General features: G+C 47.4%; 15 protein-coding genes. 4 read left to right on the plus strand and 11 right to left on the minus strand.

Annotation, left to right across the window (positions count from 1 at the left end):
- Positions 1-61 precede the first annotated feature (61 nt).
- Both Q0V21_RS16435 and Q0V21_RS16440 read right to left on the minus strand, forming a co-directional pair.
- Complete coding sequence (locus tag Q0V21_RS16435; protein WP_301879726.1) at positions 62-577, minus strand: SRPBCC domain-containing protein; 516 nt, start codon at positions 575-577, stop codon at positions 62-64.
- 29 nt (positions 578-606) lie between these two features.
- Positions 607-954 (minus strand): ArsR/SmtB family transcription factor, encoded by a 348-nt coding sequence (locus Q0V21_RS16440; protein ID WP_024632445.1) that lies wholly within the window; start codon positions 952-954, stop codon positions 607-609.
- Positions 955-1,239: 285 nt separating this feature from the next.
- On the opposite strand from Q0V21_RS16440, the gene Q0V21_RS16445 reads away from it, so the two are divergent.
- A complete protein-coding gene (locus tag Q0V21_RS16445) occupies positions 1,240-1,767 on the plus strand; it encodes an NAD(P)H-dependent oxidoreductase (RefSeq protein ID WP_301879727.1) in 528 nt (175 codons plus the stop codon).
- A 237-nt stretch (positions 1,768-2,004) separates the two neighbouring features.
- Here Q0V21_RS16445 and Q0V21_RS16450 read toward each other — a convergent pair whose 3' ends face one another.
- Together Q0V21_RS16450 and Q0V21_RS16455 are read right to left on the minus strand one after the other, a co-directional pair.
- A complete protein-coding gene (locus tag Q0V21_RS16450) occupies positions 2,005-2,364 on the minus strand; it encodes a winged helix-turn-helix transcriptional regulator (RefSeq protein ID WP_024632447.1) in 360 nt (119 codons plus the stop codon).
- Between the two features lie 43 nt (positions 2,365-2,407).
- The gene (locus Q0V21_RS16455; protein WP_301879728.1) at positions 2,408-3,271 is read right to left on the minus strand and encodes a helix-turn-helix domain-containing protein; all 864 of its coding nucleotides are present in this window, start codon (positions 3,269-3,271) and stop codon (positions 2,408-2,410) included.
- 253 nt (positions 3,272-3,524) lie between these two features.
- Between Q0V21_RS16455 and Q0V21_RS16460 the strand changes: the two genes are divergently transcribed.
- The 3 genes from Q0V21_RS16460 (at position 3,525) to Q0V21_RS16470 (ending at position 9,374) form a co-directional block, all read left to right on the plus strand.
- Positions 3,525-5,213, plus strand: coding sequence for an ABC transporter substrate-binding protein (locus tag Q0V21_RS16460; protein WP_301879729.1), 1,689 nt, complete (start codon positions 3,525-3,527; stop codon positions 5,211-5,213).
- A 12-nt stretch (positions 5,214-5,225) separates the two neighbouring features.
- On the plus strand, positions 5,226-6,737 hold the full coding sequence (locus Q0V21_RS16465) for a glycoside hydrolase family 43 protein (protein ID WP_301879808.1): 1,512 nt from the start codon (positions 5,226-5,228) through the stop codon (positions 6,735-6,737).
- Positions 6,738-7,073: 336 nt separating this feature from the next.
- Positions 7,074-9,374: a helix-turn-helix domain-containing protein gene (locus Q0V21_RS16470; RefSeq protein WP_301879730.1), complete on the plus strand. Its 2,301-nt coding sequence runs from the start codon at positions 7,074-7,076 to the stop codon at positions 9,372-9,374.
- Positions 9,375-9,530: 156 nt separating this feature from the next.
- Here Q0V21_RS16470 and Q0V21_RS16475 read toward each other — a convergent pair whose 3' ends face one another.
- The 7 genes from Q0V21_RS16475 to Q0V21_RS16505 all read right to left on the minus strand — a co-directional run bounded on the left by Q0V21_RS16475 (position 9,531) and on the right by Q0V21_RS16505 (position 19,175).
- Positions 9,531-10,577, minus strand: coding sequence for a glycoside hydrolase family 18 protein (locus Q0V21_RS16475; protein ID WP_301879731.1), 1,047 nt, complete (start codon positions 10,575-10,577; stop codon positions 9,531-9,533).
- A 5-nt stretch (positions 10,578-10,582) separates the two neighbouring features.
- Positions 10,583-13,216, minus strand: coding sequence for a transglutaminase domain-containing protein (locus tag Q0V21_RS16480; protein ID WP_301879732.1), 2,634 nt, complete (start codon positions 13,214-13,216; stop codon positions 10,583-10,585).
- Between the two features lie 7 nt (positions 13,217-13,223).
- Positions 13,224-14,246 carry a carbohydrate-binding family 9-like protein gene (locus Q0V21_RS16485; protein ID WP_301879733.1) on the minus strand — a complete coding sequence of 341 codons (1,023 nt, stop codon included), beginning with the start codon at positions 14,244-14,246 and terminating at the stop codon, positions 13,224-13,226.
- 61 nt (positions 14,247-14,307) lie between these two features.
- A complete protein-coding gene (locus tag Q0V21_RS16490; RefSeq protein WP_301879734.1) occupies positions 14,308-15,594 on the minus strand; it encodes an alpha-L-fucosidase in 1,287 nt (428 codons plus the stop codon).
- Between the two features lie 47 nt (positions 15,595-15,641).
- Positions 15,642-17,237, minus strand: a complete 1,596-nt coding sequence (locus tag Q0V21_RS16495) for an extracellular solute-binding protein (protein ID WP_301244626.1) — start codon at positions 17,235-17,237, stop codon at positions 15,642-15,644.
- Positions 17,238-17,278: 41 nt separating this feature from the next.
- On the minus strand, positions 17,279-18,187 hold the full coding sequence (locus Q0V21_RS16500; protein WP_301879735.1) for a carbohydrate ABC transporter permease: 909 nt from the start codon (positions 18,185-18,187) through the stop codon (positions 17,279-17,281).
- A gap of 16 nt (positions 18,188-18,203) precedes the next feature.
- The gene (locus tag Q0V21_RS16505) at positions 18,204-19,175 is read right to left on the minus strand and encodes an ABC transporter permease (RefSeq protein WP_079351018.1); all 972 of its coding nucleotides are present in this window, start codon (positions 19,173-19,175) and stop codon (positions 18,204-18,206) included.
- Positions 19,176-20,211 lie beyond the last annotated feature (1,036 nt).

Consider the following 20,211-nt stretch of genomic DNA (forward strand, 5'->3'; position numbering starts at 1 on the left):
CGTTAAAACTTAAAAACAAACAGCCGCCAAGCAATAAGCTTGGCGGCCATATTCATCTCTATTACTTAACCTCGCCCAGACGCTCTGCGAGACGGTCCCATGTTTCCGTAATCCCTTGCAACATTCCCATATCCATGACCGTTTGGAGAGCTTCTGCGGATACATATTCTGAACGATTAACGATCTTTGTCTTGCCGCCAAGGTCAATGAATTGCATAGTCACCTCAGTTGTCGGCAGGCTCTCATCTGTGTTCCCTTCGGCATCCGAGAAAAAATCGGTATATACAATCCGTTCCGGTTCAACAATTTCCTTATATACAGCTTTGCCCCAAGATTCCATACCGTAAAAATCACCCTGGTTTGTATCCTCACATTTCATGCAGTAATGCCAAGCGCCGCCTGGGCGAAAATCGACGTTACAGACAGGAATCGTCCATCCTCTCGGTCCCCACCATTGCCGAAGATGCTCCGATTCCTTGAACATGCTGAACACAAGCTCACGAGGTGCGTCAAAAACACGCTCAAGTACAAGTACCTTTTCATTCTCCACGCTCGACACCATTCCATCGTTTAACATTGTCATTCCTCCTTATGAATTGGGAATACTTATGGTTTGTCTTTCTTACTTTGCAGTTCACGCAAGTATTGATCCAGGTTGTCAAAACGATCTTCCATGACGCTCTGAAACGACTTCACCCACTCATCCAATGTTTGAAAAGGTTCGGGACGGAGCTTGTAGATCCTGCGGTTGGCTTCGGCCTTTACCTCCAAAACGCCATTATCACTAAGCACTTTCAAATGCTTCGAGGCTTGAGGCTGGCGTAGTCCCAGCCGTTCAGCAATTTCCCCTACAGTCAGAGGACCATCACGCAATAGTTCGACGATATGCATACGATTCGGTTCAGCCAAAGCGCCCAACAAGGCCATGTCCATACCCGGATTGTGTCCTGACATGCCTTTCACCTCATTAAGTTATGGTGTATCGGTAGAATCTCATCTCCTTCACCAAAATGCTCTTCTTCCTGATATCTGAAGTATACTCTACAAGGAATATTCCTGTAAAGGAATATTATTTAGATAGTCAGTCCCCTCTTCTTCATTAAATACTCTTTGGAACATACCGAAGGACCGCAGGTGCTTACCTTGAGGTAAGTACCTGTACTAAAAGTGCATACTTACATCTTGGTAGCACTCCCCTTATACTCAAGAAATATTAGAGTTTAAGGAGGAAGTATTATTTTGAAAACACTCGTCATCGTAGCACATCCCAATATGGAAACATCGGTTATCAACAAACGGTGGATAGAAGAACTCCAACAATACCCGGAAAAGTACACCGTACATGAACTATATAAAGTTTATCCAGATGGAAACATAAACGTGGAGAAAGAACAGCAGCTCATTGAATCGCATGATCGCCTTGTCCTGCAATTTCCGTTCTATTGGTTTAGCAGCCCACCTCTTCTTAAACAATGGCTGGATGAAGTTTTTACTTATGGCTGGGCTTATGGCTCTAAGGGAGACAAACTACAGCAACGCAAAGTTGCCTTGGCCGTATCCGCCGGAATCAAAGAGGTGGATTACACGGAAGAGAGCAAATATCGCTATACCCTTGGACAACTGTTATCTCCTTTTGAGACAACCATGCTTTACTGCGATGCGGATTATCGATCATTCTTTGCCTTTTATGGGGCAGAACACGAGCCTGCGTCAAGTGAATTGGAACAAAGTGTACAAGGCTATTTGAATTTTATTGACAATCTATAATCCTAATCACCAGATCGTTGAGGAAGCACTATGCTTGTTCTCCGTCTAGAGAAGTTGGCACAAAAGAAAATAAAATGCATGGTCAATGGTTTGACCAGGAACGTCTTCTGGATGATTAAAGTGGCATTGAAACCGCTGGAGATAAATTGCTTATAAATCTTGTAAATCAATCATTATAACAAAAGGATCTTCCATAGCACGTATGGGAGATCCTTTTGTTATTATAAAACGGCTGCACTAGCGTTGAACAGACTCCGGGTCAGATCCCATATTGGCTTCTCCCCAATCACACATCATATGGAGCAGCGGCATCAGTGAACGCCCCCGCTCAGATAATGAATATTCAACTTTAGGCGGGATCTGGGGATATTCTTGACGTATCACCAAACCATCCTCCTCCATCTCTTTCAGCATAACGCTCAGGCTCTTAAAAGAAATGGTACCGATACTTCGCTTCAGCTCATTATGCCGCATTACCTTGTTTTCGGCCAACCAATACAAAATGACCATTTTATATTTACCACTAACCAGGGACAACGTATATCCAAAGCCGGTGTCTTTTAATGCCACGCCAGTCGGAACACAGGTTTCGCGCATAAGTTCCCCCTCCTTCTTTTGTTCATCGTACCATAGTGGAAAGTTATAGAGACTGCCTGAACGTTTTGGGAGACATGCCATATGCCTTTCTGAACTGTCGGGTGAAATAATTGCTGTCGTTAAACCCGCATTCATACGAAATTTCCGTAATGGACAGGTTCCCGTGTTTTAACAGATAACATGCCCTTTCCAGACGCAACTTCTGCAGATAGGAGATGGGCGTCATCCGATAATAAGATCTAAAGATCCGATTCAGATGCCTTATAGAAACATTCGACTTTCCTGCAATCTCTTCCAGGGACAGAGGTTCCAGATAATGATCCTCAATATAGGAAATGGCATTAGCTAAATGCATCAGATTATTGCCCTCTATCCCCTTCTCCTGTGTATCATAATGCCTCGACAAATAAACAACCATCTCCGTAAAACGAGAAATCAGCATGGTCTGATACCCTTGCTGCTTACTTTTATATTCCTCAATCATGACAGAAATCAGCGACTCCACGTACTCCAGACTGGGAATAGGCAAGGCCATTTTACTCGGATAAGAGTGAATACTGCGATAATAAGGCTCCAATACAAACAAAGCCTGAAAGCCTTTGGATTTTCTCAAATCCGGTCCTGCTGAGGCGAGCATTTCAGGTCTGAACATAATATTGCATATCTGAAAATCCTGAGGATCTCTGTAGGCATGCGGAGTGGAACCATTAATTACAAATACATTTCCCTTTTTAACAAAAAACGCCTCTGTATTGACAACATGTGTCGCATTGCCATTCAGGACAATGACAAGTTCCGAAAAATCCACATGCCTGTGAAGTTCGGTATCTTCGTCATGTCCTCCATATTGAATATAAAATGGGAACTCCGGATCGGCTGTAAACCAATTCAAATAGGCGTTGCTCAACAGTTCGCCCTCCATGGTTCATGCTGGGATGAATGTCTATATCATGCTACTCCTGGACCGAAAAATCAAGGTTTGCCGATGATAAGATCTCTATAATTCCTCATGTAGCCATGCAAATTCAGCACAGAAACGAGGGGTGTTATGGATCGTGAAAACACGATTATATGATTGATCTGTTGGATGCAGGGACTTTTTTAAAATCTTTAATTGTAAACGCATTCAAGAAAATAATGAATAACAACAGGGGGTTAATATGATTCATACCATGAGAAAGATTGCAAAATACTCTGTGGTCCTCACAGTCTCATTAAGCTTGCTGGCAGGATGCAGTAGTGGCAATGACAGTTTGGAGGGCAATGAAGGAAGTGACAGTGATACTTCACCGATGACGTTGACTTTCTTTGGAGCAGATTCCAACGCAAACTGGAATAAGATGCAGGATGATGTGGGTAAGGAGATAACCAAACAGACAGGAATTACACTTGATGCGGAATTTGCAGTCTCGGACCCTGCACAGAGACTGGCACTGATCGCGGCAAGTGGAGATTACCCGGATCTGATCAGTCCCAAAGGGGATTTGGACAAGTTGGTAGATGCAGGTGCCATGCTGGACCTTACCGATCTGATTGATCAGCATGCCCCAAACATCAAGAAGCTGTTCGGTGATCAAATCAAACGCTTGCGCTACAGTAACGATGACCCGTCCATCTATGTCATCCCTACCTACTCCGCCATAGACGGAGTCAACTTCGTGGCAGGCGCAGGTTTCGAGCTTCAGCATCGTGCTGTGAAGGAAGCCGGATATCCACAGATCAATACACTCCAAGATTATGAAAATGTCATTCGATCCTATCTGGAGAAGCACCCTACCGATGAGAATGGCAACAAAAATATCGGTATGACACTGAACGCGGATGATTGGCACATCCAAATTACCGTGACGAACCCCGCAGCTGAGACCACGGGCAAATCGGGCGATGGAGAATACTACATTGATCCCAATACGAATGAAGCAACTTATCATTTCCGCACGGAAGGTGAGAAAGAGTATTTTCAGTGGCTTAACCATATGTATAATACCGGGTTGCTTGATCAGGAATCTTTTGTTCAGAAAAACGACCAATATCTGGCCAAAGTCGCTTCTGGTCGCGTCATTGGTCTGATCGATGCAGACTGGGGCTACTCCGATGGGGAGAAAGCACTGAAGGCTTCAGGAAAAAATGATCAGACTTATGGACATTATTCTGTCATGCTGTCCGACCAATACAAGGATAACCGCTACCAGTCCACAGGTTTCATGGCTGGCTGGGGAGTAGGCATAACGGAAAGTGCAGAAGATCCGGTCCGAGCCATTAAATTTCTGGATTTCCTCGCTTCTGAAGAAGGTCAGGTCCTCAACTATTGGGGGCTGGAAGGTAAGCAATATACCGTTGAGGACGGTAAACGTATTGTGCCTGCGGATGTGCAGCAGCGTATTATCAATGACAATATCGCTTTTACCAGAGAATCCGGTGTAGGACTCTACACCAATATCGGAGGGCATTACGGGGATGGCGTAAAAGACTCCACTGGCAATTATTATACCAAAAACTTCCCGGAACAGATCATTGAGAACTACACGGATGTAGAGAAAGAGACCCTCAAAGCTTATGATGCAGCGACCTGGATGGATCTGTTTCCGAATGAGAAGGATTTCCCGGTAAAACCGTGGGGAGCGGTATGGAACATCTCCGTACCAAGTGATGATGAAATCAACATTATAGCCAACAAGGTGAAGGATATTACATGGAAGCAGATTCCACAGGCCGTGATGGCCAAACCGGAAGAATTCGATGCGATCTGGAATGACTATCAGCAGAAGCTCATTGATGCAGGTGTCGAAAAAATGGAACAGGGATTCACCAAATACGTCCAGGATCGGGTTAAACTCTGGAATGAATAGGAGCACAACATGATGAACTACACCAATCCCGTGATTTCGGGCTTTTATCCTGACCCCAGCATCTGTCGGGTAGACGACGATTATTACCTCGTAACCAGCACATTTGAATATTTCCCGGGGGTGCCGATTTTTCACAGCAAAGATCTCGTGAATTGGGGCCAGATCGGCCATGTTCTCACGTCTGCCGAGCAGCTCCCACTCGCCAATGCGGGCAGCTCCGGCGGCATATATGCGCCGACCCTCCGCCATCATGCTGGCTGGTTTTATATGACAACGACCAATGTAAGCGGGGGAGGTAACTTCTATGTACGAAGCAGAGCGGCTGAAGGACCATGGTCCGATCCCATTTTTGTTGCTCAAGACGGTATAGATCCCTCCCTACTCTTTGATGAGGATGGTCGTATATACTTTCAAACTGCTTGTAATGGTGATGAAGGCGAAGGGATCTATCAGTGTGAGATCGACATCTCGACTGGTCACAAGCTGACAGAAAGCCAATTCATCTGGAGTGGAACCGGCGGTGCTGCACCTGAGGCCCCTCACCTGTACAAAATAAATGGCTACTATTACCTCATGATTGCCGAAGGGGGAACCGAATACGGGCATATGGAAACCATTGCGCGAAGCACAAATCCATACGGACCATTCGATCCCTGTCCTCATAATCCCATCCTGTCCAATCGAAGTATAAAAAGCAGTATTCACGCCACTGGGCATGCGGATTTGGTACAAGCACAGGATGGGAGCTGGTGGGCGGTATGTCTGGGAATTCGTCCTGCAGCCTACCCCATGCGTCATCATTTGGGTCGTGAGACATTTCTCGCACCAGTGACCTGGACGAGTGACGGATGGCCAATAATCGGTCATGACGGACATATTGAGCCCGTCATGGCCGGGCCCCAGCTGCCTGAGGTTCATTGGCCCCGCAAAGCAATCCGGGATGATTTCGATGTATCCACACTGGGCCTAGACTGGATCTTCCTGCGAAATCCAGCTCCTGGCAGTTGGTCACTCACAGAACACCCGGGTCATCTTGTTCTAAGAGGGAATCCGGTCTCTCTCAATGATGGTCGCAATCCCGCCTTTGTAGGTCGTCGATTGAGCCATTTCTTATGCAACGTGGCTGCCAAATTAAACTTTGAGCCAATACATGATGGTGACGAATCGGGATTGACTGTCTTCATGAATGAGAGATACCACTATGATTTGGCCATAAAGCGAATTAACGGTCAGAAAAAAATCATATTTCGGCGAACGATTGCTTCATTAAGAACAGAGGAGATTCAGGATTGTGAAGCCGGACCTGTCATATTACAAATCCAGGCCCAACGTGATCTTTTTACATTCTCCATACAGCAAGGTTCAACAATTGGCACTGTACTTGGCTCTGGCGATACACATCTGCTCTCTACTGAAGTGGCGGGTGGCTTCACTGGGGGCATCCTTGCCATGTATGCCTATAGTCCATCGGGAGAAGGTGCGCCAAGCCAGTTCGATTGGTTTGATTATGAACCGTTGGATTAAATCATAGTGCGACCTTCGAATTTCAATGTAAAAACGTTGAATATCCTCCATTAAAATTATCCCCTTCAAGTCGATACTCTTTTAAAAAGCCTTGTGTGGTAACATAAGGAAAAGAGTTAACTTGAAGGGGATTTTGCTATGGTTATATACATCGATTCTTCCAAGAAACTTTCCGCACAACTCCTCTTAAATTTCAGAAAAGTCCATTGATTTATTAGAGAAGTTCTCCTAGTATTTTTAGTAGGACACCCAGAGCTCGACATCATAGCAATAGCTTTACTGTTTTTATGAGAGCGCTATCGCTGCAGCACTATAGAAAAACGGGAGGTTGCAGATATGAAATGGAATCACTTCAAGTCCAAGCTTCTGCTTAAGTACACACTATCCTATATCTCCATTTTCCTTATACCTCTTGTTATATTAACTATTATTATTTATCACAATGCTGTGGACACGCTCCGTTCAGAGATCGAACAAACCAATGTCAATCAACTGACCCAAGCGAAAACGGTCATTGATGACCGAATGAAGGAATTGCAGGACATCGCATTTCGCATCGCCTACGATGAGCAGCTAACCCGATATTGGACCCACCATCCCTATTATAGCCGGGAATCCATTAGTGCCTTGGTCAAATACAAAGCGACCAGTTCCATTATTGATGAGCTATTCCTGTTCTTCCGTGGAGATGATAACATCTACTCGTCTCAGGGCTCTGAGAACCTGGATGTATTCACTGGCCGCTACAAATTTAACACCTGGAACGAAACGGACATGATCCGGGATTTGAATCATGTTCCGTTTCCCACGATACGACCAGCCGAGCAAGTCGTTCAAGGAACCAAAATACCCAATTCCATGCTGGCCTACCTTGTACCGATTGCGCCTAACAATACGCCCGCCCACGGAACGGTCATGTACCTGATTCATGAGTCCAATCTGACCGGATTGATTGATTCCATTCTCAGCGACTACCATGGGATGACTTATATATTCGATAATTACGGGCAGGTACTGGCAGCCAACTATAAAGGGGAAACCATTACCGATCAGGAAGTCAAAGCTCTGTTTGCACTTGAGCCGGGAACGCACAGTCTCTCCTTAAACCAGGAACCGCATTCGGTTGTATCCGTCAAATCAGATGCTGGCTGGACTTATGTAACGGCTATGCCGAGCAATCAATTTTTTAGCCGTATCGTCCATATTCGTACCTTTATTGTTCTGGTTTTCTCCTTCGTGGTGGTGATGGGCACTTTCCTTGCCATCATGCTGGCACGAAGACAATACCATCCCATTTCAGACTTGATGGAGTTCATTCGGTTGAAAAATAATCCTGAACCTTCCACATCCAGCAACGAGCTGGAATGGATCAAGAAAACGCTGCATGATTACAGCCAGCGCGTAGATCTTCAGGAGCCCTACGCTCGTAATCATATACTGCTCATGTTACTGAAGCATGGTCATACCGGAGAAATCCCTTCTGAGTTTACGGACAATCTCGGCATCCGTTTTAATCGGTCCCATTATTTTGTCATGACCTTGGGCTGGGAAATGCACGCTTTTCCCATCGGTGATAACCCCGAACAACGTACAGTCATGCAGCTGATAAACGATATAGAACTGCCGGAGTTGTCTGCTTATGCTTACGGCGTGGAGCTTCCACAGCCAGACCAATTAGCCCTCATTGTCGGTTTTGATGCCGAAATCGGGCATCATGCCAGCTTGAGTAATCGTATGGAGTCTATTGTTGGATCACTGCAATCGATGGTGACAGAGCACGTCGGAGTCGCTCCGGCGATTGGTATCGGCAACAGCTACAGTTCTCCATTGCAGCTGAACCAATCCTACATCGAGGCATCGACCGCACTCGAAGCATCCATGCTGCACGGACAAGGCAGCAGTACCTTCTTCAACGCCCTTTCCGGTTCCGGTGCACAGGATTCGTCCTTCTGGGTACCTAAGGATGTACTGCTGAAGCTGGTTCAGAGCTTGAAACAGGGCAGCTACGATGTGGCGGTTCAGATGGTATCCACCGCTTTGAATACCCTGAAATCTGAAATGCCATCTGTACCGCTGCTGCGCTGCATCTGCTTCGACATTCTGAATACGATGCTCAAAACGGCCTCGGAGCTTGGCATTCATCACGTGGTTAATCAACTTCCACGGATTACTTCCTATGACTCACTGGAGGATTTGGAGAAAAAACTGACAGGCCTTGCCGCCGAAATCTGCGCCCATGTCGAGGCGAAGAGCGAGACGGAAGAAAGCTCGCTGATGGATGAAATCGTTGCTTATATTGATGCCAATTACTCGGATTATGATCTCAGCCTGGGTACGATCTCGTCTAAATTCACGATCTCTTCATCGTATTTCAGCCGTTCATTTAAAGAGAAGATCGGCATGAACTTCACCCAATACATCTGGCAGAAGCGGATGGATGAGGTCATCCGGCTGCTGCTGCATACAACTGATCCGTTAAAAGATATCATCACACGTGTCGGTTATCTGGACACACCGAACTTTATCCGCAAATTCAAGAAAGAGACGGGTTACACCCCCGGACAGTACCGCAAAATGCACCGCCCCAACGGCTCCGCCGATTCCCCGGATGACGACGACGAGGAATGTATTGGATAAAGGCTTCGAATGACGTCTTTATAAGGAGTTCATCGGATAACCGATTCACCGAATAAATAGAAACCTCCCCTTCATCGTATGGTGAAGGGGAGGTTTACGTATTTTCAAGTTTACTTTTTCGAGTGTTCCGAACGATCTCGTACGCCGAGGCTTCTTCTATTTTGCAGCCGAAATACCTTGAAGCCCTTGATGCATTGCACCCAGCAGACGGTGGGTCGGATCACAGCCATATTCCCAGAACATGATTCCGGCCAGGCCTTGATCCTTCACGTAATCACATTTGCACTGAATGGATTCCTCATCATCATAAGATATTAGACTGGACCCGTTAAACAGAAACGGTGCACACGCTTCATCATCCCAATAACGGACGTAACCATTCTTGTTGATGTACTTTGCATCCAGCTCGGCAAAAGCCGGACCGTACCCGCCTGTACTGCCAGCCATTTGGTGGAGGCCACGGTTCCGGTCAGGAACCTCAGTCCAGATCCGGGAGTAGAACGCAGCACCGATCACGATCTTCTCTTTCGGAACGCCGGCGCGAATGAAAAGGTTCACGGAAGCATCTGTACTCATTCGGAACAGATCTCCGGTTGGCGTATACAGATTCGTATGATGTCCGGTCAGAACCTGAAAACCGCCGCGCATATCATAGGTCATCAACTGCACAAAGTCCAGATACTTCTGCACCTCAGCCATTTCTGTACCGTCTACGTAGTATTGGTCAGCCCCTGCCGCAATCGTGAGTAGATAATGACGGCCATCCCGGGAGCATTTGGCATCCATTGCCTCCCGGATCGTCTTGAGAAGCAAGGTGAAATTCCGTTTATCACCAGGACTCGAGGCGATGCCGGCTTCACCGTAACAAGGATACTCCCAGTCCAGATCGATTCCATCAAAAGGGTATTCCTCCAGCACCCTAACCGCCGATGCGGCCATGCTGTCCCTTCCGGCTTGGGTTGATGCGGCTTCAGAGAAACCGCCAGCGCTCCAACCCCCGACGGACAAGAGCACCGTTAGATTCGGATGATCGCGCTTTATGTTCCGGATAATCTCACCGTGTTTCAAATGCTCGGTAGTAATTTCATCATTTTTGACATGACCGAAGGCTACGTTCAGATGTGTTAACTTCAACAGATCCTCATGCCTCATGTCGGGAAGAACTGAATCGACGACATATCCTGCAGCAATATAGTTTGGCACCCTCTTCACTCCGATCCATTCAATGATTGAGATATCGCCGCAGCAATCTGCAAGGCTTCCTTCCCGGTACCAATCTTGTACCCGGAAGCCGAATAACGGATTTGATCCTCGCTATCCAGCACGAACAGATGTGGATAGCCAGCTTCGTGAGCTGCAGGATTTGGAATGAAACCGGATAAGGACGCATAGCTTGAATCCCTTACAAAAATCGTACGTACTGGCAGCTTCGGATAAGCAGCAGTGTCAAAGGAGGCGTTCCATTCCGTATCTCCGATCAGCAGCACGATGGGTAGACCCAGCTTATCCAGCGGCTCAGCAAGTTCGCCCAGCTCACGAATCAGATGCTTGGTTGGTTCCCGCTCGGGTTCAATCCAGGCAGCAATGGCACCCTCTGATCCCAGAAGAGCCTCCAGTACCACCTCTGAACCATCTAGACGGGTCAGTACACTTCCGGGTGCCAGCTTGCCCAACACGGGAATGTCTACCACCGTCTCGCGATAAGTTAATACCACCTCCGTAGTGTCTCCGGCGCGCACGGTAAAGTAAATGAAGCGCACTCTGACCGCTCCATCTTTCAAACGGATACCCGTCGTCAAGCGATAAGCTCCCGGTTCAACCTCATATGGCTGGCTATAGACATCCGTGCTGCCATGAGGATATATCAACGTTTTGTACACGCCATCTTCCAGACGGGCAAACGAGAAGTTCTCGCCATAGGATGCTGTTGGTGCTTCCTGCGGCCCCTCTTCATCCCTAAGGAGTTGCAGCATTCCCCAGCTTCTGTCCTCCTGATTACGAGAAGCGTTGAGACTGAACATCGCATTTTCCCAGCCTCTGTCACCTAAGTACTGAGGCTTCTGCTCGCTCGGATGCAATCGGGCCGGAATGCCCAAACTGCGGCACACAGCGACAAACAGAATATCCAGCGACTGCGGATCTCCCTTCATCAGGCTGAAAGTGCCTACCGGATTTCCCTTGCCTTTCAAGTTAGGGAGGTCCTCATTATACGCATAACTCTTTTCCAGCTGCCGGACAAGCGCCGAAGGCTCCTTCCTGAACGCCGTTGCCTCTTCCTCCGAGTAGGCATTCTGGAACACGGATCGATAAGGCACCACCATTTCATAGGAAACCCGCGGGCACAGGATGTACTCCACGAACGTATCTTCTGCCCATGATCCTCGCTGCGAGAGCGCACCTGTAAGATGATCGTCCAGCGTCTGACGAAAAGTATCGATTAAATCTTTTTCATTCATCGACTCCAGCAGCCGGAGCGGCCACTCACCGTATTTCTCGGAACGTTCCTCCAGGAAAGCTGCGATTTCACGACTGTTGCCCCGTGCCTTCTGGAGAATATCCCATACCCGTTCCCGAGGAAGTCCAGCCGAATGAGCCAATGCATACGCCTCTTCCTCACTCAGGAATGTATCCTCATATCCACTCCGAATCTTCGTGCCTTCCTCCAGACGGCGGCTATGTTCCTGAATCTTCTCTTGCGGTAAAGCAATTGCTGCTTCTGCCTCTCCTTCGGGAGGAGGAACCATATCGAAATCCACGCTGCCTGATGGCTGCTCTGACGAGTCCAACACTAGCTCAACCTGATCGCTGTCCTGAGCTTTGAATAGGACTTCACTCCATTGGCCTCCGCTAACCGCACGAATCAATAAATCGCCATAACCTGTCTTGAAGGCAGCCTCCCCTAGCACATCGGTCTTAATTTCGGCGATCGGATAAAATTCAGCCGTGTTATACAGCTCGAAGCGGAGGCTCGCTCCAGGCACAGGCTCTCCCTGCATATCTTTCACCTTCACGCAGATGGTTCGCGTCGGTGCGTAGTTTTCAAGCAAATTAATCTCCGTAAATCCCTTCTCGTTAAGGGTTATATCCTCTGGTCCCGGATAATCGCCAAAAATCCTCGTATTGATCAGCATGGCCCTGCGGGCTGGCGGAGTGAACCACCCTTGATTCAATCCAGCTTCAGGCTCGCATGCCCCAATGTAATACCATTGGCCGTCTGCCCAAGCTTCTACCCAGGCATGATTGCTGTCACTGTGTGCCCAGCGCGGCGTATAGACCTGACGGGCAGGTATGCCGATACTGCGAAGAGCGGCTACCGCCAGCGTGGACTCTTCTCCACAACGGCCGCGAGCATTCCGAATCATCGTCAGCGGCGATATCGTTCGCAGATCGCTGCCAATATAAGTCGCTTTCTCATGACACCAGTAATTGGTTTCCAGAATGGCATCCGCCATGGATAACTTCGCCGTCCGGTCAGCCAACTCATCAAATATAATGCCGCGAAAATCCTCAATATTCTCCGTATTGATTCGATAGGGGAGCACAAAATGCAGAAACAGATGATCCGGTACACGCTCGCCCCAAGGCACACGTTTGCGAATGTCCAGCGCCCGACGCACATGGCTGAGGAACAGTTCACCATCATAATCAGCCATGTCATTCACCGGCATGTAGGCATACACATATTTCAAAGCCCATGCCTCTTCTTCGGTTAATGGCTGCTGAAACACATGAAACAGTTTATCTTTGCGGACCTCTGCAAAATGTACCTTCTCCTGGAACTTCTGCTCAATCCGCTCCAATGACTGTGCATCCAGGGAAAATACCAAGGTTTGGCTGGTCATTGCTGGCTCACTCCTTCCACAGCTTTCCGTCTTCCCGAATACAGATTACAGCCGTGCCGTCCGAGGAAGGCGCAGTAATCTGGAACAGGCTGCGAGTCGTTTCAATTACAGGCGAACAGCTCCACGATTCCTCGCCCATTAGTAGCTTCACATCCTGTGTAAATTCACCATGGGCTTCATAATAATTACGTTCACGATAATAGAGCTTGCGAAGCTCCCACTTGATTCGTTCGTCCTCCGGCAACTCAAAGGAATAGTCCGTTCCATCATCCGAAAATACGACATAGCCCCATAGCTCCGGATAATGCATGTTGATAATGCCCATGGGCGACCAAACCCAGTTGTCCTCCGGAAACGGCTTGCCCGTCTCCGGATTCAGCACCTTGCGGTACTCACCATCCTGCACCTCGGTCTGCCATTCCACGCGCGAGAAGTTGACACGCCAGAACTCACCCGGCGCAGGCGGACGGTTGCCTTCGGCACATTCCTTTAGGCTGATCCAAGGAATCGCGACCTCCACACTCCATTTCCGGTTATCAGCACCAGGTGTGTTCAGCTCCCCATCGATATGTACGGCCGTCTTGAGACCGCTGATATCCCAACCATTGACCGGAGGTCCACCATCCCGATAAGGCTTCACCAATAACAGATCCCATACCGTATTTAGCGCATTGATCTCGAACTCATAATATTGGTGGGAATCTCCGTCGGGATCGATAAAAATCTCAAAATCATTATCGTAGAAAATAACGGAATCGCGCTCAGTCAACGTAGCCCATATCTGATCTTCCATCAGCTCAGCAGCGAAGTAGAAATAGTCATCATCCCACAGCATTTTTACCTTTGTCTGTTTCCCGGGCTTCGGACGAAGGTCCCCTTCGATATCAACAAAATCATCCGTCCAATCAGCCGCATCCCAGAATGCCTTATCGACGCGGCCGTCCAGCACCAGCGGTCCCTTCGAACGCTTGCATATATAATGTTTGGGAGCATACTCAATCCTTGGCTCAGGCACTCCACTTTGGTTCATATCGCTCTCTCCCCTTCATGAGAGAGGGCATGCATCTATCGGCGCATGCCCTCCCGTAATGTTAGTTATGGGTAACAACGGCTCCTGAGCCGCCGTACATCTCCAGTTCCTCATCGAATTCGAGCTTAAGCACCGTCACCTGCTCATGGGTGTCCTCCGGGGTCATTTTGATCCATGTTGTGCCCGGGATATTGAACCATGGCACGCCCCCATGGATCTCATGCTCAAGTTCTTTGCCCGAGTGCAGTACGGTAATCTTTCTGATCTTATTGCACAGTCCCTTAATGCACACATTTTCTTTTGGCTCGTCATATACAAACAGGTACAATGTCTTTCTGTCCTCGGATACGGTGCTGCCCCCCAGATAATAGCGGGGCATAATGCCTTCACCCGTTCCGAATACAGCCTCTTCATGCGTTCGGATCCACGCTCCCAGCCCAAGCAGAATATTCTCCTGTCTCTTATCGATGGTGCCATCCTCGCGCGGACCAATATCCAGCAGCATGTTGCCACCCATCGAAATACAGTCACAGAACATCCGAATGATCTGATTTAACGATTTGTATTTATCGTCTGTTGGTACATAACCCCAAGATGTATTGATCGTGGTGCAGAACTCCCATGGTCCCTCCGGTCTCGTGATCGGAATACCTTGCTCCGGTGTTTTATAGTCCCCATAACCTTGAAGGCGGGAGTTGATGATGATATCCGGATTAAAGGATTGCAGGTAATGCTTAAACTCCGGGAGATTCCACTGCTCGGCACTCCGTTCCCAGTCCCCGTCGAACCACAGCAGATCTACCTTTCCGTAATTCGTCAAGATCTCCTGCAGCTGGTGGTTATTGAAGTCAAGGAATTTCTGCCATTTCTCCTCATCCTGAACACCGTCCACAGGACTTGAATGCCGGTTGACGCTGCTGAGATCCTCCGGTACCTTGCCACCTTCATACACGCTAGGATAATCCGGGTGCGACCAATCAATCAGCGAGAAGTACATCCCCAGGTGAATGCCCTTCTCCCGAATCGCTTCCGCATATTCCCTCACGAGGTCCCGATTCGCTGGTGTCTGCTTGACGACATTGAGGTCACTATACTGCGTATCCCACAGAGCAACGCCATCATGATGCTTCGTTGTCAGCACGGCATATCGGGCTCCCGATTTCTCAATTAAATCCGCCCACTTCTCCGCATTAAACTTCGATGCCGTAAAACCGTCCAGCTGTTTCATATATTCTTCGTAGGAAATTCTTCCATTATAGAAGGACCACGATTCCGAGACCCCATCTACAGCATAGATGCCATAGTGGATGAATATTCCCAGCTTGGCCTCTTCAAACCATTTCTGCATCCTTGTTCACACCTCTTTCTGAAGTCCTTCTATATGAGTGATTACTCTTATTGGCCTGTGTTCCAGCGGTCGTATGCTCCTTGATATAGTTCAACGATACGGTCACTGCCCATTTTTTTGATTTGCGCAATATACTTATCCCAGTTCTCAAGCGGCTCCTGACCAGTTACGAACTTCGCTTCCATCTGCTTGACGTACGTATCCAGATCAGATAATAGAGCGGTCGCTTCGCTTTGCTCTTCATTTGTCAAATAAACGTTAGGGAATGGTGCTTTGCCGATCGGCACCAACTTCTCTTGATTCTGCTGGTCAATCCATTCATCAAATTCGGTGCGAAGACCTTTCGCAATGTCCGGATCATTAATGCCTGGTGTCAAAATGCCGTAGTTCGGTGTGATTTTACCGCGATATTCCTCACGATCGCCGCCGCCAGGAACAGGAAGCCACTCTTTCACGAGATTTTCCTTGTCTTTGAATTTCCACAGCACGCCTTCAGGACCTTGATTGAACAGGGTCGCCCCATCATAGCTGTACAAATAATCAATCCAGCGCATGGTTGCCTCAGGGGACGGATTGCTGCTAGTAATCGCAAAGGTACCACGTGCCGATATACCAGGGTGTTTACCGTATACAGGTGAGTCTGCAATCTCACTCTTCACTGGTGTCATCAGTGGATGTTTCGTGCTAGGCTCGCCGCCAAGCGTGAAGTACGGATGGTAGTCATTGAACAGCGCGAGCTTGTTGCTCTCACCTTTTGCTTTTTTCTGATCGCCGGTTTGCGAGAAGGTCTCATGATCAAGCAAATCTTCCTTCCACAGACGGTTCATGAACGTCAGATAACCTTTGTAGCCTTCTTCTTGGTAAGGGTAGTGGACTTTTCCATCCTTATCCGCGTAGATTCCTTCGTTGTACATGCCCCAGAAGCCGAAGAAGTACATACGAAGATCATCCAGTTTTACAGAAGTTAGCGGAATTTCATCTTGTTGTCCATTGCCGTTAGGATCTTCTTCCTTAACACGCTTCAGGTACGTATATAATTCCTCTGTCGTCTTAGGCTCCTCTACATTAAGTGCTTTGAGGAATTCACCGTTATACCACATCGGGCCTCTGTACCACACGGCAGCCGTATCGATAAATGGAAGTGCATACATATGTCCGTCAGGTGTTGTAAAGGATTTGCGGACATCCGGGTTTTCGTCGAGAATCTTCTTAATATTCGGGGCATAGCCCTCATCAATGTATTTTTCCAGTGGAATCAGAATGCCTTGAGTCCCATAAGTAACCTGCTCAGCCGGCTTGAGATCCGCCGCATAGAACATATCCGGTAAATCGCCGCTGGCGAATACCAGGTTCTTCTTTGTTTCAAAGCTGTCGATCGGCGAAAGCTGGTACTCCAGCTTGATGCCTGACAATTTCTCCATCTCTTGCAGGACTGGCATCGTATTCCAGTCGGCTACGCCCGCATCCTGGGACATGACCTTTAACGTAAGCGGTTTGTCCACAATCGGGAATCCTTCTTTCTTGACCCCTTCGACATTTGAAGTCGCAGAACCTCCATCTTCATTGGAACCACAAGCTGCAAGCAATGCTGCTGATAGGGTGAGGCAGAGTACAATGGATGAAGCCTTGCGAAGCTTTTTCATGACGACAACTCCCCTTTTTTAGTGTGGATTATGGTTTAAGATCATCCCTTGACGGAACCGATCATAACACCCTGCACGAAGTAACGCTGAAGAAATGGATAAATGGCAATGACAGGTAAAGTTGAAACAATAATGACGGCATATTTCACCAGCGCAGCAATTTCCGCTTTGGAATTCATCGCCGTTGCGGAAGAGGTATCTATAGCTCCCCCGCCCTGTGCTGCCATCTCCTGAAGTACCAGGATTTGGCGCAGAAAGAGCTGCAGCGGATACTTCGAGGAATCATTTAAATAGATCATCGCACTGAAATAGCTGTTCCAGTGTCCAACGCCGTAGAAGAGCGCCATCACGGCAATGATCGGCATGGAGAGCGGAAGCACAATGCGGATGAACAACCGGGTGTTGGTACACCCGTCGATATGCGCCGCTTCCTGCAGCTCCTTGGGAATGGTCGATTGGAAGAACGTACGGCATACGATAATATTCCAGATGGATGCAGCTCCTGGCAGAATAAGCGCCCACATGCTGTTCACCATACCAAGATCCTTAACCAGCAAGTAGCTCGGGACAAGCCCTCCGCTGAAAAACATCGTTACCATAAACATCGCCATGAAGAATCCGCGTCCCACAAAATCAGAACGGCTAAGTGCGTAGGCAGCCGGAAGAGTGACCATCAGGTTGACGAGTGTACCTACGACGGTATAGATGATCGTATTTTTGTACCCGATCCAGATGTTGGTTTTCTCAAACACGCGGGCATAACCTTCAAAGGTAATGCCTTTGGGCAGCAGCCACATCTCACCGGAGCTTACAAATTTGGGATCACTGATTGAGGCGCTAATGATGTATAACAGCGGGTAAAGCACAATGACGAGCGCTATCGTCAGATAGATGTAGTTGCACCATAAGAACAATTTGTCGCTTCTGCTTTCCTTAACCGCGGATGACATGTGTTTTCCCCTCCTTTTACCACAAGCTGTTTTCACTGGTGCGACGTGCAATTTGGTTCACTGTAATCAGCAGAATCGCATTAACTACCGAGTTGAACAATCCTACAGCTGTTGAGAAACTGTACTGCGCATCGACCAGACCCGACCGATAGACAAATGTCGAGATGACATCTGATGAACCCATATTCAACGGATTTTGCAGCAGTAAGATTTTTTCAAATCCGACGCCCAGAATACTGCCCATATTCAGAATTAACAGAATGGTGATCGTAGGGATGATCGCTGGAATGTTAATATGCAAAATCCGTTTAAACCGGCTCGCACCATCCACCACGGCAGCTTCATGCAGTTGCGGGTCCACACCCGATAGTGCTGCAAGGTATATAATGGTACCCCAGCCTGCACTCTGCCAGACACCCGACAACACGTACACCGTCTTGAACCACGCAGGGTCCGTCAGGAATTGAGGAGCTTGGAATCCAAGAGCCTCCACCAGATTGACAATCATGCCTGACGAAGGCGACAAGAAGGTGATGATCATACCCGACATTACAACGACCGAAATAAAATGTGGTGCATACGTGACCGTCTGTACGGTACGTTTGAAAAAGGAGTCCTTTACTTCATTGAAGGCTAACGCCAGAATGATCGGTAGCGGAAAACCTATAGCCAGCTCATACAAGCTGATGCTGAGGGTATTCCATAACAAATCCCAGAAATAATACGAATTAAAGAAGCGGATGAAATGATCGAACCCTACCCACGGGCTTCCCGTGACACCAAGCGTCGGGATAAAGTTTTTGAATGCGATTTGTATGCCGTACATCGGCCCGTAATGGAAAATCAGAAAGTATAGAAATGCTGGCGCGATAAACAGATACAATTCCCAGTTTCGAATCATCCTTCTCCCTAATTTATTTTTCTTGCGGTTCGGAATCGTGTGCACCGATAGGTTTTGCGACAAGGCGGACTTCCCTTCTGGCTGCATCAGTTTGTTTCCTCCTTTTCTAAATGAAAATCCGTCCGTTTTGTAAGAAGAGCGAAACACTCCTGTTCAATTGTAAGGAATGAGTCCCGGACCACATTTCGATCATGGGAAGCTTTTGCTCCCTCTCAATTTGGTAACGCTTACATACTGAGTTTATGGATCAATTTTGAATTCGTAAATATGCTATTTCGATCTTCCCTCCTAAAAACCAGGAAAGTGCTGCTACAACAGGGGTTTACACTTTTGATTACAGCTTGTCATTGTCATTTTGGAGAAGTAAAACATGTGGAATTTGACTTATTTTCGTCCTGAAGTTGTCATAAGGGGTAGCTTCGCATGAACTCGACAGATGCCAGATCTGAACAAAAGTTGAGAAACAAACCTTAAAGTCAAAACCCACATATGTTTTGGAAAAAGATATCCATGGTTGCAGACATCATCGTGGGGATTCTGGGCAGTTCCATGATCCAAGTCAAGTCGCAAGGTCTTGTCATGTTCAACGCATCTCAATCCAAAATGAGATAGAGGTGCCCTTCGTTACTGCTGCTCCACTCCCCTCCTCATGCATTTTTCTTTTCAGGATAGATTTAATTCAATCACATTAATGTAATATTATCTATCATATATTTACCACCCGCTTCAAGCTCCCTTATTGCTTGGCTTTATTCTATGAGTTCCTTCCCGGCTTCGTAAATATGTCGTTTTTATCCTGGATTAGAAGCCACACAAACCCAGATAAACACTGGGAATATCAAGTCATATATGTTGATTTTGTGCATGACATGGAAGTCTGGAATCATTGATAATTTCAGGATAACTCCAGAAAAAAAGCCGCTCTATTTAAATCAGAGCAGCCCTTCTACCTATGTGGATATCGATCCCTAACTAATAAATAACATATTTGTGTCACTTAAATTGACTTAATAACCCATTGAAAATATACCAAAATGTAACATATACTTCCGTATAAAAAAACAATCTCAGACCTACTACGAGCGATTCGGACTAGAAGGCAGACAATCTTGACAACCAACTC

Source organism: Paenibacillus sp. 11B (assembly GCF_030487755.1).
Lineage (GTDB): Bacteria > Bacillota > Bacilli > Paenibacillales > Paenibacillaceae > Paenibacillus > Paenibacillus vandeheii.